Genomic DNA, 16,859 nt, shown 5'->3' on the forward strand with positions numbered 1-16,859 from the left:
ACAACCTAAGCTCCCTGACCGACTCCCCTTGCTAATGAATCATCGTGTTATCTGGGTTATTTTGATCGCCCTTCTTCTGCCCTGCACGGTTTTCGGACAGCGTGCTTCGGTAGACAGTTCATTCCGGGAACAGGCCATTCGGTACGCACACGCCCGTTATGTTCGTTCAACCGCCGACCAGGCGCGGTTGTACAATGGCGCCGAATACGTCGGCCACCTTCCGACCATCAAAGGCTATCCCTACCTCGACTCGCTCTGGCGCACCGGCTCCGTCACCTACGATGGCATCACTTACCAGAATATTCGCCTGCTCTACGATCTGGTGGATGACGTCGTGGTGGTGCCCCACATCGACAGCGTATACCGGATGCAGTTACAAAACATCAAAGTAAGCCAGTTTTCGATTGCCGACCACCACTTCATTCGGATTGTGCGGGATACGGCCCACAACATCGGCCTGCGAACGGGCTTTTACGACCAATTGTACGATGGGCGGTCGAAAGTGCTGGCAAAACGGGTCAAAACCATCCGAACCGAGCTGGTACAGAACGCCGTCAAGGAGGAGTACTTATCGGAAAATAGTTTCTACATCGGCAAAAACGGCCTCTTCTATCCCGTCAAAACCAAACGATCGGTCTTGAATCTATTTGCCGATCAAAAGAAAATACTGCGCAAATACCTCCGCGAAAACCGCATCAAATTTGCGAAAAACCGCGAAGCCGCCATTGTAAAACTCACGCAGCAGTACGACGCAGCAACCCGATCGTTATGACGAAATTCTACCGCACCTTATTCCTGTTGTGCTGTTTTGCGGGCTCGCTCACCGCCGGTTTCGGGCAGCAGGCGGCTGAAAAAACCATTCGCGGGCCGTTCACCAACCTATCCTTCGAGCAGTTTGTCCGGGAAGTGGAAACCCAGACCGATTACCGGTTTTTCTACAACCTCCGCGATGTCGACAGCATCCGGGTCAACTACGAAAAAAGCGGCCAGAAACTGCCGGCGGTTTTGCAGGAGGTGCTGCAAGGCATGAGCCTGTATTACGCCATCGACGCCAGAAGACAGGTTTTCATCACGCCGGAACGCGCCATTCGGACGGAGTTGCCCATCGGTTTTTTTGACCGGGGCAACAGCACAGGCGAGGGCGACACGAATGTGGTCGATTACCTGGCTGAAAAAGAAAAACGCCGGATTACGCTCGAAACCCGCTTGTTCAACATCGGCCGGGCCACCAACCCCGTTCGACCCGGCAACGCCAACCTCGCGGGCCACATCCGGAATGCCGCTTCGGGCGAACCGGTGATTGGCGTGGCGGTGTATATCGAAAAACCGCGCATCGGCGTCGTCACCGATCAGTTTGGCTATTACTCGATTACGCTGCCGCGCGGTCGGCACGAACTCCGGGTGCGCAGCATCGGGATGAAGGATACGAAACGGCAAATTATGCTCTATTCGGACGGGAAGCTGGAAATTGAGATGGAGGACGACGTGATTGCGTTGAAAGAAGTGGTGATCGAAGCGGAGAAGGACGTGAACGTGTCGGGGCTGCAAATGGGCCTCGAACGGCTGGACATCCGAACGCTCCGGCAGGTGCCGACGGCTTTTGGTGAAGCCGATCTGCTGAAAGTGGTGCTGACCTTACCGGGCGTCAAGTCGGTGGGAGAGAGCAGCGTGGGGCTGAACGTGCGGGGTGGCTCGACCGACCAGAACCTGATTTTATACAATGACGCGACGATTTATAACCCGTCGCACCTGTTCGGTTTTTTCTCGGCCTTCAATCCGGATATGATCAAAAGCGTCGAACTCTACAAAAGCGGTATTCCGTCGCGGTATGGCGGGCGGCTGTCATCGGTGCTGGAGGTGACCACGCGCGACGGCAACAAGAAAAAGCTGTCGGGTTCCGGCGGAATTGGCGTTTTGACGGGGCGGCTGACGCTGGAAGGGCCGATTGTCAAGGAAAAATCGTCGTTTCTGATCGGAGCGCGGTCGACGTATTCCGACTGGTTGCTCAGCAGCCTGAAAAATCCGGCATTCAAAAACAGCCGGGCGAACTTCTACGATCTGAACGCTCACATTACCCACGAATTCAACGAGAAAAATACGATTTACCTCACCGGCTACTACAGCCAGGATGAGTTTCGGCTCAACAGCGATACGGTTTACAACTACAACAACATGAACGCGACGCTGAAGTGGAAACACATCTTCAACACCAAGCTCTACAGCGTTTTTACGGGAACCACCAGCCGGTATAAATATTCCGTTTCCAGCGACCAGAATCCGGTCAATGCCTACAAGCTTACGTTTCAGATCGATCAGACAACGTTCAAAACCGATTTTAACTATTATCCGACGGCCAAACACACCATCGATTTTGGCGTCAGTTCGAATCTGTACAAACTGCGTCCGGGTCAATTTCAGCCGTTGGGGGGCGAGTCGCTGGTTCGGCCGGATGTGGTGCCGACGGAGCAGGCGCTGGAAAGCGCGTTTTATGTGGGCGACCGGTTTGATATTTCGCCCCGGTTTTCGATCAACTTCGGCTTGCGGTATTCGCTGTTCAATTACCTCGGCCCAAAAGATGTTTACGTGTATCCCAACGGTTCGCCCAAAACCGAAGCCAATATCCTGGACACGCTTTCGTACGGAGCCGGAAAAAACATCAAAACCTATCATGGTCCGGAATACCGGATTTCGGCGCGGTATGCGTTCACGCCCGATGCGTCGATCAAGGTCAGTTTCAACCGGATGCGGCAATACCTCCACATGCTGTCGAACACCACGGCAATGGCACCCACCGACATCTGGAAGCTGAGCGATCCGAATATTTTGCCGCAGGTGGGCGATCAGTTTTCGGTCGGTCTCTACAAGAACTTCAAAAATAACACCATCGAAACCTCGGTCGAAGGCTATTACAAAACGATGGACAACGTGCTGGATTTCCGCAGCGGTGCCACGCTGATCATGAATCATCACCCCGAAACGGAGGTGGTTCGGGCGGAAGGAATGGCGTATGGGGTTGAATTTCTGGTTAAAAAAATCACCGGGCGGTTCAACGGCTGGCTGAGTTACACGTATTCCCGCACGTTTTTGCGTGTGGATCAGAGCGTGCCGCAGGAGAACATCAATCAGGGCGAGTACTACCCCAGCAATTTCGATAAACCGCACGACGTGACCTGGGTGGGCAATTACCGCATCAACCGCCGGTTTAGCGTTTCACTCAATTTTACGTACAGTACGGGTCGGCCCATTACGCTGCCGCTGGCGAAGTATGAGCTGGCGGGTTCGCCCCGGGTCTATTATTCGGAGCGGAACCAGTACCGGATTCCGGATTATTACCGCGCCGACTTATCGCTCAACATCGAGGGCAACCACAAGGTTAAAAAGCTGGCGCACAGCTCCTGGACGGTGGCCGTTTACAACCTGACAGGCCGACGAAACGCCTATTCGGTGTATTTCACCTCCTTGGGCGGAGTAGTACGAGGCTACAAACTTTCCATTTTTGGGCAGGCGATTCCGACGCTCACGTACAATTTCAAATTCTGAGCATGAGAAAATACGTGACGATAGGGATTACACTACTGATCGGGAGTTGCGTCGATCCGTACCGGCCGCCGGAAGTTTCGGCTCCCAACACCTACCTGGTGGTCGACGGTTTTCTGAACGCTACGGGGGCGAGCACCATCCGCCTGTCGCGGACGCAGAATCTGTCGGAGAGCAAAAAACCGGCAATCGAGACCAAAGCGACGGTGAAAGTGGAAGGCGAAAAAAGCGGGAGCCAGACCTTTGTCGACCAGGGTGATGGGACGTATACGCTGGCTGCCGGTGGCGTACAGGTTGGTCAGAAATACTGCCTGAGCATCAAAACAGCCGCCGGGCGCAGCTATGCGTCAGATTACGTAACCGTGAAGCAGACGCCGAAAATTGACAACGTGAGCTGGCAGGCGCAGAATCAGGGCGTGCAGTTTTATGTGACGACCCACGATCCGACGAACAACACAAAATATTACCGCTGGGAGTACGAAGAAACCTGGGAGTTTTACTCAGCTTATTATTCGAGCGTCGACTACCTGAACAAGCAGTTTGTGAGTCGGGCAGAAAATATCAACCATTGCTGGCGGACCGAAAAATCGACCGGCATTTTTGTGGCTTCGTCGGTCAAACTGACGGAGGACGTGATCAATCAATTTCCGCTCGTGTTCGTTTCCAATTCGTCTTCCAATCGCCTGAAGACCCGCTACAGTCTGCTGGTCAGGCAGTCGGCCTTGACGGCGGAAGCGTTCGAATACTGGCAGAATCTGCGGAAAAATACCGAGAGTCTGGGGTCGATTTTCGATCCGCAACCGTTTCAGGTCGTCGGTAATCTCTACAGCGTGACCGATCCCGACGAACCCGTGGTGGGGTATCTGAGCGGTTATTCGGTGGAGGAACAACGCCTTTTTGTTAGCCCGACGCAACTGCCGTCCACCTGGCGAATTCCAAGTGGCTACGAATCCTGTGTGCCGGATACGGTTTTGCTCGCGCCCCCTCCGCCCGACTTATCGGCCGCAGAGATGGCGGGGGCGGGCTGGGTTCCGATCGAGGGCTACCTCTCCCCGCAGGGTATTTTAATTGCGTACCTGATGGGGTCGCCCACCTGCATCGATTGCCGAACCGCAGGGGTGAATGTGAAACCCGGTTTCTGGTAAAAGACGTAGATGGATGTATAGTGTTATCGATTGATATTCAATTAGCTCATGAATCGAATCAACTTTAGTTGGCGTAGTCTTCTCTTGATCGCAACCATCCTCATCGATGGTTGCGTCGATCCGTACCGGCCACCAGCGGTTTCGGCTCCCAACACCTATCTGGTGGTCGACGGTTTTCTGAATGGATCGGGTGTCAGCAGCATTCGGCTGACGCGTACGCAGAACCTCTCGGACGGTAGAAAACCCACGGTGGAGACCAAAGCGACGGTAAAAGTGGAGGGCGAAAAAGGGGGGAGCCAAACCTTCGTCGACAAAGGCGACGGGACGTATACGCTGGCCGCTGGCGGGTTGCAGTTTAATCAAAAATACCGCCTGAGCATCAAAACAGCCGCCGGGCGCAGTTATCAGTCCGACTACGTAACCATCAAGCAAACCCCCAAAATCGATAACGTAAGTTGGAAGGCGCAGGATCAGGGCGTGCAGTTTTATGTAACGACCCACGATCCGACGAACAACACGAAATATTACCGTTGGGAGTACGAAGAAACCTGGGAGTTTTATTCCGCATTTTACTCCCGGGTCGAATACCAGAAGAAGCAATTCGTTTCCCGGATGGACGACGTCAACCATTGCTGGAGTAACGGAAAATCGACCGGTATTTTCATCGGTTCGTCGGAGAAACTGACGCAGGACGTGATCAATCAATTTCCGCTGGTATTCGTTTCCAATACGTCTTCCAATCGCCTGAAGGTTCGGTACAGCCTGCTGGTCAAGCAGTATGCCCAAACCGCAGAATCGTTTGAATACTGGCAAAACCTGCGGAAAAACACCGAAAGTCTGGGGTCGATTTTCGATCCGCAGCCGTTTCAGGTCATCGGTAATCTCCACGGCGTAACCGACCCGAACGAACCCGTGGTGGGTTATCTGAGCGGCTATTCGGTGGAAGAAAAGCGTATTTTCGTCAATGCCTCCGAACTGCCGCCCTGGCGAATTCCGAGCATGTACGAAGCCTGTCTGCCGGATACCGCTCCCCTCTTCCGAACGCCGGAAAAACCGTCGGCGGCCGATCAGGCGGAGTCGGGGGCCATTCCCATCGATGAAATTCTGTCTCCCATGGGGCAAATAATCGCTTACCGGATGAGCTCGGCCTATTGCGTCGATTGCCGGACATCGGGTACCAACGTCAAACCGACTTTCTGGTGATGATCTCAAAAACCATGAATTCACTTGAAAAAACCGTTCAGGCCGTTTTCCTCCTCCTCACGCTCGTCGGCATCGTGCCGGTTTGGGGACAATCGGAGAATCCGATCCAGACGAAACTCGATGCCTACCGAAACCAGACGTTGCAGGAAAAACTGTTTGTCCACCTCGACCGCTCGTTTTACGTAGCCGGGGAGTTGATGTGGTTCAAGATCAATTACGTCGATGGGACGTTTCACCAGCCCTTGTCGTTGAGTAAAGTGGCTTATCTGGAGGTGTTCGACAAAGAAAACCGCCCGGTTTTGCAAACCAAAGTGGCCCTGGCCGATGGTTCGGGCACTGGTTCCCTGTTTCTGCCCACCACGCTGGGTTCGGGGAATTACCTCGTCCGGGCGTATACCAACTGGATGAAAAACACCGACCCCGACTATTTCTTCGAAAAACCGGTCACGGTTGTCAACACCTTCCGGAAACTGGAATTGCCGGTTTTGAAAGATTCGCTGGCCTATGATGTTCAGTTTTTTCCGGAAGGTGGTAATCTGGTTCGGAACCTGCCCGGCAAGGTGGCCTTCAAAATGGTTGGAACAACCGGAAAAGGCGTTGATTTACAGGGTGTTGTTCTGGATCAAAGCAACGACACCGTCGTCCGCTTTAAACCGCTGAAGTTCGGCATGGGGCGTTTTGCGTTGACCCCCGCTGAAGGAAAGCAATACCGGGCGGTGCTGACCGATGCCGCCGGGAAGACGTTCACGCGTCCGCTGCCCGCCGTTCAGGAGCAGGGCTACACGATGCAGGTCGAAGAGGAGGGCAAAGACCAGCTTCGGGTGACGGTGAAAACCACGGCTCCGGCGGCTTCGCTGGTGTATTTGCTGACACACACGCGACTGGCGGCCATTCGTGCCGATGAGCAAGGCCTGCGCGACCATACGGCCTCGTTTCTGATCGATAAAAAGACGCTGGGTGAAGGCATTTCACACCTGACGGTTTTCGAAGCCAGCCGGAAACCGGTGTGCGAACGGCTGTATTTCAAACGCCCGGAACGGCGGCTGACGATCGACGCCAAACTGACGAGCGGAGCGCTATCGACCCGTGAAAAAGCGGTTTTTGACGTTACGACGCAGGATGAAACCGGCAAACCCGCGCTCACGGATCTTTCCGTGGCGGTCTACCGGCTCGATTCGCTCCAACCGGCAGAATCCGGGGATATTCTGAGTTATTTGCTCCTGACATCCGATCTGCGGGGCGGGGTCGAATCGCCGGACTATTATTTTCAGGCTACAGGAGCCGAGGTAAATGACGTGACGGATAATCTAATGTTGACCCAGGGCTGGCGCCGGTTTCGGTGGGAGACGGTTTTGCAAACCGACCGCCCAGCCGAAGCGCATTTGCCGGAGGTGAACGGGCATTTTATCCGCGGAAAAGTGATTCATCCGGGAACGGGCCAGCCGGGATACAACATCAGTTCGTATCTGTCGGTGCCGGGCAAACACATTCTGTTATACGGTTCCCGGTCGGACAAAACGGGACGCATTCACTTTGAAATGAAGGAGTTTTTTGGCCCCAAAGACCTCGTTGTGCAGCTCAATCCGAAAGACAGCCTGTTCCGGATTGAACTGCTGAGTCCTTTTTACGACCGGTTTTCGGCTTCCCGGCTGCCGGTTTTCGATTTTCCGACGGCTTTGAAAGAGCCGCTGCTGGCCCGCAGCATTCCGATGCAGGTGCAGAACGCCTATTACCGCGAAAATCTGAGCCGCTACCGCTTGCCCCAAGTCGATAGCGTGGCGTTTTATGGCGTTCCGGATGAACGATACCGGCTTGACGATTTCACCCGGTTTCCGGTGATGGAAGAGGTTTTTCGCGAATATGTGCCGGGGGTGATGGCGCGAAAACGCCGGGATGGTTACGTGATCAGCCTGCTCGATACGCCCCACAAGCAGTTCTTTGACGGAAGTCCCCTGGCCTTGCTGGATGGCGTTCCGATTTTCGACATGGACAAAGTGATGGAAATCGATCCGCGGAAAGTGCAGCGGCTGGACGTCATGACCCGGCGCTACATCGTTGGGCCGCTGGTTTTCGACGGCATCATCAGTTTTACGACCTACAAAGGCGATCTGGCGGGCTATCGGCCGGATGCCAAAGCCTTGCTGGCCGACTACGAAGGCTTGCAGATTCCGCGCGATTTCTACACGCCCCGCTACGATACGCCCCAGCGGTCGGGAAGCCGGATGCCGGATTTGCGCAACCTGCTACACTGGGCTCCCACGCTGAAAACCGATGGACAGGGCAAAGGAAAACTGGAGTTTTATACGTCGGATGAAGAAGGAACGTACCGGTTTATGATCAACGGGATTACGGCCGATGGCCGGGCCGGAAGCCGGCAGGGCACATTTGAGGTCACGAAAGTGATCAAGTGATCAGACCATGTCGTGGAGTTTTTCGCGCTCCGACCAGTCAATCTTTTCGGAGCCGGTATTTTCCAGCAGGTGATTGATGAACGTCGCAATCCGGGTGGGAACGTAGCCGGATGCCGTGGTGTCAATCAGCGAAATCTTGCGTTTGACAAACCGGCCCACGGTGGATTTCTCCGCCAGTTCGAACAGAAAATTGGTTTTGGTGATGCTGTTGTTGAAAAAATACGGATTGCTGCCGGTGATGTAGTTGATCAAAACCAGTCGCGACGACGACTGTTTGACGACGGCGTGCAGCCGGATTTGCTTCTTTTCGTCCAGGTAAACGCCCAGATCGATTTTCTCTTTGGGAATGACAGTTTGCAGGTATTCGTTGGCCGACCGCCGGAATTGCTCCTTGGTTTCCCGCTCCTCGCGTTCCACAAACTCGATTTCGGACGTGCTGACCATGGCCGCAATAAAATTGGCCATATCGAAAACCAGCGATGGAACCGCAATGGGCGTGATGGTTTTTTTGTAGAAATAGGTCTTCTGGCTGGGACCTTTGATCTCCTTGATACTGAACGCGTTGAAATAGTGGTGCGCAATTTTTCGGAAGGTGTCGTCTTCCAGATTGAACGAGTTTTCGTAGAACCCGTTGTCGAGCCAGCCGCCATCGGAAACGATGTATTCCTCGTCTTTGAACGACAGGAAAACGGAAATGAATTTCTGCGTCGTCGTGGTATACGGCGTAATAATTTCCAGTGATTTTCCCCGCTCTTTGAACGTCCAGAGCTGGCCGAAGGCGGTTTTGATGTCGTTGTAAATCTCCTCGAATACCATTACAGAAATAAAACCGTTGAGTTGGGGTCTTTTTGGGTCACGTGCAGCGGCAGCGCGTTGGGCAACACCCGGATCATGGGAAATTCGTCGTCGCGCAGATTCAGCTTCGCTTCCTGACAAAAATACACCAAACTACGGGTAATATCCGTATCCTCCGTCGTTTCCGGCACGGGATAGGTCACATTGGCTCCCTGCTGGTTATACTGGCTGAAGTGGGGCGTGGTGACGCGTTGCTGGGCGAGCGGAATCGACTCGTCGGCGTTCCGGTGGGTGCAACCGTCGCTGTGAAACTCAAAAAACGGTTCTTCGCTCAGTTCAAGGCACCGCAGTTCGAACCGGAAAAAATCGTGATCGTTGCATTTGACCCGAACCGTCAGCGTGATTTCCGCGTCGAGATCGCTGTGCGACACGGCGGTTTTTCCCTCCAGAAAGGTTGAATTGCCGGGCATTTTGACGACATCGACCGTATCCCGCAGCACATACTTATGCTCCCGCAGCAATTTCCGATAGAACCCGTATTTGCTTCGAATCGCCGGTACGATGGACATTCTGGATAACGATTACGACTAAAAACTAAAAAAATGAGGATCGGTAAGTACGCAAAAGAAATTGAGAAAGCGGAAGGTTTGAAGAAAATTTAATGCGTTGCCGGGTTATAAACGGATCGTGGTTATGGGTAAACGCTTTGTCAGAAGCCTAGTCCAATGTTCAGGCTGATATGGCTGTTATTGAACGACTGATTCTCGCCAATGCCGGTAACATCGCCACGTCGGTTGGAAACTTCATAATCAAAGTCGATGTTCAGAGCCGATTTCCCTTTGAACACTGGAACAGAATAGCCAAGCCCCGCCAGTAGCGTGGTGCCGATAGCAAACTGATGCTCGTAGGTAAGCGTATTGTTAAATTTGGTTTTTTCGGTCATTTGACCGATACCAAAACTACTTTTCAGACAAAAGCCTTTGTTAAAAACCCTGGAGAACGGGTAATATTTGCCGCCGATGCCAACGTGGTAATAATTGAACAGGTAGGTTTCGTTCGTGCCGCCATTGTTGGGTGTAGCGAAAAATCCTTTGACACCTGTACCAATTCCCAGGCCTTTCCAGCGAACGGGGGCTACATAAAACCAGGTAGTTAGCGTGTTTCCCTGATTGCGGCCATAGCCCCGATCATCATTGATGGTTTCTTTTTCGGCCAGTGTACCCGAAAAAAAGGTGTTTCCATACCCGATGCTGATGTTTCCGTAGATAGGTAGTTTGGATAATTTCGATTCGGTCCCCTGCGCTTTCAGAGTAGATGTGTTAGCGAGGATGGCCAGAGTGGTAGACAGAAGCAGAAGGCCGGTTTTGATACGCATAGCTGATTTGGTTGATCTTTGTTTGGATGCTACAAAGGTCAACCATCGCGAGGCCCCGTGCCTTGACGTGGGTTAGAAACGCTGTTCATTTACTTAACCTGAGTTAAGAAAAAAGGCTTTTACCGGTTTTCGGCAATCCGTTTCCGAATTCGGGAAAGGCTTTCGGGCTTGATGCCGAGGTAAGACGCGATGTGGTGCAACGGAACCCGCTCCATTACTTTAGGGCGCTCCTTCAGTAATTTTAAATACCGTTCTTCGGGCGTTTCGAATAGAAGAGAGGCCGTTCGGTGTTGGGAGCCAATGACAACGTTCTCAGCCAAGACACGGCCAAAGCGCTCAAACTTGGGTACGTCAGCATACAACTGCTGAAGGTCACTACGGTGCATGACCAGCAGTTCTGTGTCTTCCAACGCATTGAAATACTGAACTGCTGGCTGGCCCGTCAAAAAACTTTGGTATTCGCCTACCCAGGCCCCTTCAAAGAAAAATTGCCCATTGAATTCTTCCCCGTCTTTGAGATAATAATAACGCAGGCAGCCGAGGTTGATAAAGGCGAGGTGTGTACAAATCTCGCCCGCCCGAAGAAAATGCTCATTCTTAGTTAACCTACGGGGCTTTAACAGCATTACAAAGTGAATAAACTCTTCCTGCGTAAGTGGCAGTAAACGGTCTAAGCTGGCTTTCAGGCGATCGAACATAGAATACCGTTATAAGATACCACTAAGGTAACCATTTAGGGGCTATGTTTTCAGTGTCAGAACCCGTCCAAAAGCGGTCATGTGCTATTTCTTCGGTTCGTCGTAGCTCAATCCGTACTGTTTCAGCACGTCGTCCGGGACGCCGTCCCATTTGTTGGGCGTATTGCCGACGTAGCCGAGGTCTTCGATGCCCATTTTGCTGGTGTAAAAACCGCCCAGCACGAAATTGCGCATCATGGTAAAAAACGCGACGCCCTGCGTCAGGTCAGCCGGTACTTTTTTGGCCGGATACGCAATCTGCTCGACCATGTCGATTTGCTGCGCTTTGGTGCATTTCGCAAACGGATTGCCGTAGCGGCTGACGCATTTGGCGTTCAACCAGCGCAGTCCACCGCGCATCGGCGTCTGGTTGCGGGGCTGATCGCGCATCATGAACTCGATGAAAGCCGGTACGCCGGCCTGCGACGCGCTGCCCGATTTGGCATCGGCCGGAATGATGATGTCGCTCAGGATGGTAACGGTTTGCAACTCCGCCGGCGTAAAGAATTTCTCAGCCGCGAGGAGTTTCAGATCGCGTTCGGCCTCGAATTTCTGCCGCCCCGGCAGCAGTTTGACGGCGGGTTTGGGTTCGGGCGGCTCGGGAACAGCCGCTTCGACTGGTCCGACCGCCATACCAAATGACGCGACCGATAGGGCTTTAAGTGTATCTCTGCGTTTCATGTTTTTAAAGGTATACGGTTTTCAATTTTCGGTAGCAAATCGACATCCTCCTCAATTTCATAGGTTACTTCATCCTCAGAAACTTTGTATTTCAGACCGCGTACTGGCGATTTTTTCAGGGATTGAATTAAGCCAAAAAGCATTTTTCCAACACGATCTGCCATTGAATAGAGCAATTCGAATTGCTCCTGACTAATATGCTGACGATCCAGAGCCCGGTATAATTGTGATTTAACCTCTGTACCCGATCCGGTTGAATAACCAAGGAACAGAATAAATTCCGCCCGATTCGCCCGGCCGAAGCCTTCGGCAATGTTGTCCATAATCGAACCGCTTGCCCGGTTTATCTGATTTTTTAGCTCAAAATCTTTTGAAAAGCTCCCTTCCTGCGTTAGCCAGAAGATGTCTTCAGCTAGTTTTCGGGATAGTTTCCAAACTTCCAAATCCTCAAATCGGTTAATCTTGGCCATTTGTCGAATTAGTACAGCATACCGAAAAACCGTATACCGTAAACTGAAAACCGTAAACCGATTAAATATTCTTCTTTTTCACCTGATCGATCAAATACTCACTCGTGCGCATGGATGCGGCCAGGATGGTCCAGGTGACGTTTTTATCGCCCTGCGTAACGAACGGCGCGGCATCGACCACAAACAGGTTTTTGACGTCGTGGGCCTGCTGGTATTTGTTCAGTGCCGACTTGGCGGGGTCGTTGCCCATCCGCACCGTCCCGACTTCGTGGATGATGCGGCCGGGAGCCGCCAACCCGTAGTTCTGCTCCTTGCCCGGTTTGTTGCCCATCGGCATCCCGCCCATCGCTTCGATGATCTGCTCGAACGTGTCCTGCATGTGCTTGGCCTGCTTGACCTCGTTATCCGACCATTTGTAGTGAAACCGCAGCGTCGGAATCCCGTATTTATCGACCGTGTTCGGATCAATTTCGCAGTAATTGCTCTCCAGCGGAATCGGTTCGCCCCGGCCCGACATGCTCACGTAGGCACCATAAAACCGGCGAACGTCGTCTTTCAATCCGGCACCGTAGCCGCCTGCGGCTTTCATCTTGCCATCGCGGCCGGGAATTTTGCCGTTCAGGGCTTCGATGCCACCGCCAAAACCGTAGCCCGGCATGCCCATGCCACCGCCGTATTCGATGTGATAGCCGCGCGGAAAATCGAGCTTTTTGTTATCGAGCCACCAGGGCGTAAAGACGTGCATCCCGCCCACGCCGTCTTCGTTGTAGCGTTTGCGGTCCATCAGCGCGGGCACAAACCCGGAGCGCGACGCCCCCGTCGAATCGTTCAGGTATTTACCAACCACACCGCTCGAATTGGCCAGCCCGTTCGGGAACCGCGCCGATTTGGAATTGAGCAGCAGCCGCGCCGATTCGCAGGTACTGGCCCCGAGGATAACCGTTTTGGCGTATACCGATACTTCCTGCATACTGATCGTATCGACGTAAGAAACACCCGTCGCCAGACCGGTTTTCGAGTCCGTCAGCACTTCCCGAACCATGGCGTTGTTTTGCAGCGTCAGATTTCCGGTTTTCATGGCGGGAATGCACAGCACCGACGACGACGAGAAATCGGCGTAGGCCGAGCAGCCCCGGTTACACTGCCGGCAATAAAAACACTGCCCGCGCTCCTTGTTAATGGGCTGGGTCAGAATGGATAAACGCGACGGAATTACCGGAATACCGATGCCGGTAGCGGCTTTTTTGAGCATCAGCTCGTGCAGACGCGGTTTGGGTGGTGGCAGAAAATGGCCATCCGGTTCGTTGTGCATGTTTTCGACCGACCCGAAAACGCCGATGAGCTTATCCACCCGGTCGTAGAACGGTTTCATGTCGTCGTAGGTGATGGGCCAGTCGTCGCCGATTCCGGTGAGGGAACCACGCCGGAAATCGTCGGGACCGAAGCGCATCGAAATCCGGCCCCAGTGGTTGGTGCGACCGCCCAGCATCCGGGAGCGGAACCAGTGAAAATCGGCACCGGGTTTTGAGGAATACGGTTCACCTTCGATTTCCCAGCCACCCCAGGCCGCATCGAAATCACCGCCCGCCCGCGTGGTGCTGGCCCCGCGCCGGGGCGATTCATACGGCCATTTAAGCTGGGTCATGTATTTCGGATCGGCCGGATCGAAATACCCGCCGGCTTCGAGGAGCAGCACTTTGGCCCCGGCTTTGGTCAGCATGTAGGCTGCCATGCCGCCCCCGGCACCCGATCCGACGACGATGGCGTCGTAAACCGTCGGGGCTTTTTTGAGTTGAAAAAGATCCATTGAACGAGGCTATAGGATAAGGAGTTATCCCAAAAAGCAGTAAAACCGCATCACCTACTGATGCGGTTTTACTGCGGCTGTTTTTCGTAGGTAAACCGGGTTGGGAAACCTATCGTTGATCGGTATGGCCCCGGTTGGCAGCGGGCTCCGTGGGGTTGATGGTTCGGGAGGGAAGCGGGCTAACCGGCTTCGTATCCAGCATCTTCTGGTCCCAGAGCGCAATGGAATCGTGGGAAACGTTTAGTTTGGACAACTCATTGACCAACTCGTTATAAGCCCGTTGGTTGAGGCTTTTCAGGCTTTGCAGATCCGCCGGTTTCAACACCGCCAGGGTTTCGATGAGCGTCAGTCGCCCCACTTCCGCCAGATTGCAGACTTTCCGGCGCCGGACGATGGAGTAAAACGTCATTCGGGTTTGCACCCGCAGCGGGATTTGTTCAAGGGTGATGGCGGGAATTTCGCTGAGGATCTGTTTTCGCCGTCGGATTTCACTTTCCAGAAACGACTGCAACCGGATCAGCTCAAGCCCGGAGATGGTCGCGATTTTCTGGCGCAACTGGTCGAGGTTGTAGTCCTCCTGCATGGTGTGTATGGTCTGATTCGGTGGGGCATTGTGCAGGACCAAAATTAGCAGGTGAAACCGTGGCTTTCAACGGAAACCGCCCGTTTTTTTAGAGAAATTTACGGTATTCACTCAATAGTTCTGGTGGATTTCCGTCAGAAAAGCCGCCGTTCGGTTCCGCATATCGGCCACCGATCCGGCGAAATTGTTATGCATCATACTGAACAGCAACACCTTCCCTTTCTTCGTAATCAAATAACCGCTCAGGTTATAAACGCCCGTCATCGATCCGGATTTGGCAAACACGAACGGGCGATCCGTTTTGTAGACCCGCTGAATGGTTCCCGTTGAGCCGCCAATCGCCAGCAACTGAAACAGCCGCTCCTGTGGCACGGTTTTATAAATTTTCTGCAACAAACTGATAATCGAACGCGGGGTGAACAGATTGTACCGCGACAGGCCCGAACCGTCGACCCAGTTGGGTTTGTCCGGCAAATCCGCCAGATGCTTTTTCAGAACGGTTTGAATGCCCAGCGTGCTATTCAGCGTGTCTTGTACCGACGAACACAACAGCATCAGGTGCTCGGCCAGGGTGTTGTCACTGATCTGCAACATCCGTTTGTAAAGCGAATCCGCGGGTTGGCTATACAATGTTTTGGCCGAGTGGTCGAAAGGGATGGAAGCCGTGGCAACCTCGCGGTGCAGGGTGTCGGCCAACAATTGCGCGGCCAGTTGCGGAGACCAGCGAAAGGGAACGTCTTGATGGAACGGCCGCACGGCTGCCGGACGGTCGAAACGATTGCGATGCTCGTCGCGCTGAACGTTTCTCGAAAATTTCCGCTCCGAAACCGCCGACACGCTATCCCGGAAAAACCGGGGTTCGACGTCCAGCCGCGCGATACGATCCGGCGAACCGAAGCGAACAAAATTACCGTATAAGGGAAGCGGGGCCAATTCTGCCGAATAGTCATCGTTGAAATCATCCCAGGCCCAGCCGGGTCCGAAGCGTTGGCCGCTGTAATTCGTTGTTGAAAAAACCAGCCGTTCGGCACGGTTTCGCAAAAACCGCAACACCGTGGTGTCGGGCAGATTCTGGTTCAGCAGGGAAGGGTCGCCGGTTCCCCAGAAAATCAGGGAGTCGGAGCGCGTGACGTAGCGCAAAGCCGGAATGGAATCGCCGAGGGTGACTAAACCGGCGTAAAAACTGAACAGCTTGGTGTTGGATGCCGGGGTAAAATACAGATGGGCCTGGTGTTGCACGACCATTTTCTGCTTTTCCCAGTCATACAAGGCAAAACCGGTAGCATGATCGGTGAGTTGGGGATTCTGGCGAAGTTGGCGCTGAATCGGGCGGTAGGTCGAGCAGCCGGTCAGCACCAGCCAAAGGCAGAGGAGGTATACGGTGAATCGCATACCCCAAAATACGGTTTTTTGCGTTTACCAGAGCGAATCGACCCAGGACTTTCGCATTTGCCCCTAAATCCCCTGAAGGGGACTTGGACACAGCTTAATCTGGATGCTATAAGTCCCCTTCAGGGGATTTAGGGGCAAATGCGAAAGTGTAAAGAATTATCAGACGGAAGTCCTAAGACCGGAAAGATGGATTACTTAAATCCTCTAGAATGAAAAAACCGCCCGAATCGTTGTGATCCGGGCGGTTTTCCTAAAAATCACGCTGGTTTCAACTTCAGCGATACGGAATTCAGACAGTATCGTAGGCCTGCTGGCGGAGGTCCATCGTTAAAAACATGGCCGAGGTGGGCGTCGCAAACCGCACACAGCACTTCGACCCGCGACATCCCGTAGGTATAATCGTTTTCGAGGTGAATCAATTCCGGATCCATGGGTTCGGTAAAACTGGGCCAGCCGGTGCCGGAATCAAATTTTTGTTTGGATTCAAACAGGTCGGTGCCGCAGCAAACGCATTGGTAAACACCGGGGTCATGGCTTTCGCAGTATTCGCCCGTAAAGGCCCGTTCGGTCCCCTTCTGGCGTGCAACCCGGTATTGTTCAGGCGTCAGTTGCTGGCGCCATTCTTCATCGGTTTTAATGACTTTCGTGATCATGATTTTTATTTGGTTGTACGCCACCTTTTCAGCCGATAACTTTTGTAGTCGTTCAGCGAAAGTTCAGTTA

At 53.3% G+C, this 16,859-nt stretch carries 15 protein-coding genes; 5 read left to right on the forward strand and 10 right to left on the reverse strand.

The genetic code is table 11. The annotated features are described in order from the left end of the window. Window positions 1-34: 34 nt before the first annotated feature. The 5 genes from F0P93_RS16775 to F0P93_RS16795 are packed head-to-tail and all read left to right on the forward strand — an operon-like array spanning window position 35 to window position 8,296. Window positions 35-772 carry a hypothetical protein gene (locus F0P93_RS16775; RefSeq protein WP_150877907.1) on the forward strand — a complete coding sequence of 246 codons (738 nt, stop codon included), beginning with the start codon at window positions 35-37 and terminating at the stop codon, window positions 770-772. Then, on the forward strand, window positions 769-3,540 hold the full coding sequence (locus tag F0P93_RS16780) for a TonB-dependent receptor (RefSeq protein ID WP_150877909.1): 2,772 nt from the start codon (window positions 769-771) through the stop codon (window positions 3,538-3,540). Before F0P93_RS16775 ends, F0P93_RS16780 begins: the two co-directional genes overlap by 4 nt. 2 nt (window positions 3,541-3,542) lie before the next feature. Continuing rightward, complete coding sequence (locus tag F0P93_RS16785) at window positions 3,543-4,682, forward strand: DUF4249 domain-containing protein (protein ID WP_150877911.1); 1,140 nt, start codon at window positions 3,543-3,545, stop codon at window positions 4,680-4,682. 48 nt (window positions 4,683-4,730) lie between these two features. Beyond that, window positions 4,731-5,885 (forward strand): DUF4249 domain-containing protein, encoded by a 1,155-nt coding sequence (locus tag F0P93_RS16790; protein ID WP_150877913.1) that lies wholly within the window; start codon window positions 4,731-4,733, stop codon window positions 5,883-5,885. Between the two features lie 14 nt (window positions 5,886-5,899). Further along, the gene (locus F0P93_RS16795) at window positions 5,900-8,296 is read left to right on the forward strand and encodes a hypothetical protein (RefSeq protein WP_150877915.1); all 2,397 of its coding nucleotides are present in this window, start codon (window positions 5,900-5,902) and stop codon (window positions 8,294-8,296) included. Here F0P93_RS16795 and F0P93_RS16800 read toward each other — a convergent pair whose 3' ends face one another. From F0P93_RS16800 to msrB, 10 genes are all read right to left on the reverse strand, one after another. Next, window positions 8,297-9,112 carry a hypothetical protein gene (locus tag F0P93_RS16800; RefSeq protein ID WP_150877917.1) on the reverse strand — a complete coding sequence of 272 codons (816 nt, stop codon included), beginning with the start codon at window positions 9,110-9,112 and terminating at the stop codon, window positions 8,297-8,299. Further along, entirely contained in the window at window positions 9,112-9,660 is a 549-nt protein-coding gene (locus F0P93_RS16805) for a hypothetical protein (RefSeq protein ID WP_150877919.1), read from the reverse strand. The genes F0P93_RS16800 and F0P93_RS16805 overlap by 1 nt, the downstream gene beginning before the upstream one ends. Window positions 9,661-9,800: 140 nt before the next feature. Continuing rightward, window positions 9,801-10,466: a hypothetical protein gene (locus F0P93_RS16810; protein WP_150877921.1), complete on the reverse strand. Its 666-nt coding sequence runs from the start codon at window positions 10,464-10,466 to the stop codon at window positions 9,801-9,803. Window positions 10,467-10,585: 119 nt separating this feature from the next. After that, the gene (locus F0P93_RS16815; RefSeq protein ID WP_150877923.1) at window positions 10,586-11,164 is read right to left on the reverse strand and encodes a Crp/Fnr family transcriptional regulator; all 579 of its coding nucleotides are present in this window, start codon (window positions 11,162-11,164) and stop codon (window positions 10,586-10,588) included. A gap of 84 nt (window positions 11,165-11,248) precedes the next feature. Continuing rightward, the gene (locus tag F0P93_RS16820; protein ID WP_150877925.1) at window positions 11,249-11,884 is read right to left on the reverse strand and encodes a gluconate 2-dehydrogenase subunit 3 family protein; all 636 of its coding nucleotides are present in this window, start codon (window positions 11,882-11,884) and stop codon (window positions 11,249-11,251) included. Next, entirely contained in the window at window positions 11,881-12,354 is a 474-nt protein-coding gene (locus F0P93_RS16825; protein ID WP_150877927.1) for a four helix bundle protein, read from the reverse strand. The genes F0P93_RS16820 and F0P93_RS16825 overlap by 4 nt, the downstream gene beginning before the upstream one ends. A 61-nt stretch (window positions 12,355-12,415) precedes the next feature. Continuing rightward, complete coding sequence (locus tag F0P93_RS16830) at window positions 12,416-14,161, reverse strand: GMC oxidoreductase (protein WP_150877928.1); 1,746 nt, start codon at window positions 14,159-14,161, stop codon at window positions 12,416-12,418. A 109-nt stretch (window positions 14,162-14,270) separates the two neighbouring features. Next, window positions 14,271-14,744, reverse strand: a complete 474-nt coding sequence (locus tag F0P93_RS16835) for a hypothetical protein (protein ID WP_150877930.1) — start codon at window positions 14,742-14,744, stop codon at window positions 14,271-14,273. 111 nt (window positions 14,745-14,855) lie between these two features. Beyond that, entirely contained in the window at window positions 14,856-16,136 is a 1,281-nt protein-coding gene (locus F0P93_RS16840) for a D-alanyl-D-alanine carboxypeptidase/D-alanyl-D-alanine-endopeptidase (protein WP_150877932.1), read from the reverse strand. Window positions 16,137-16,393: 257 nt separating this feature from the next. After that, on the reverse strand, window positions 16,394-16,789 hold the full coding sequence (gene msrB, locus F0P93_RS16845; protein WP_150877934.1) for a peptide-methionine (R)-S-oxide reductase MsrB: 396 nt from the start codon (window positions 16,787-16,789) through the stop codon (window positions 16,394-16,396). Window positions 16,790-16,859: the final 70 nt, after the last annotated feature.

Source organism: Larkinella humicola, from assembly GCF_008727875.1.
GTDB lineage: Bacteria > Bacteroidota > Bacteroidia > Cytophagales > Spirosomataceae > Larkinella > Larkinella humicola.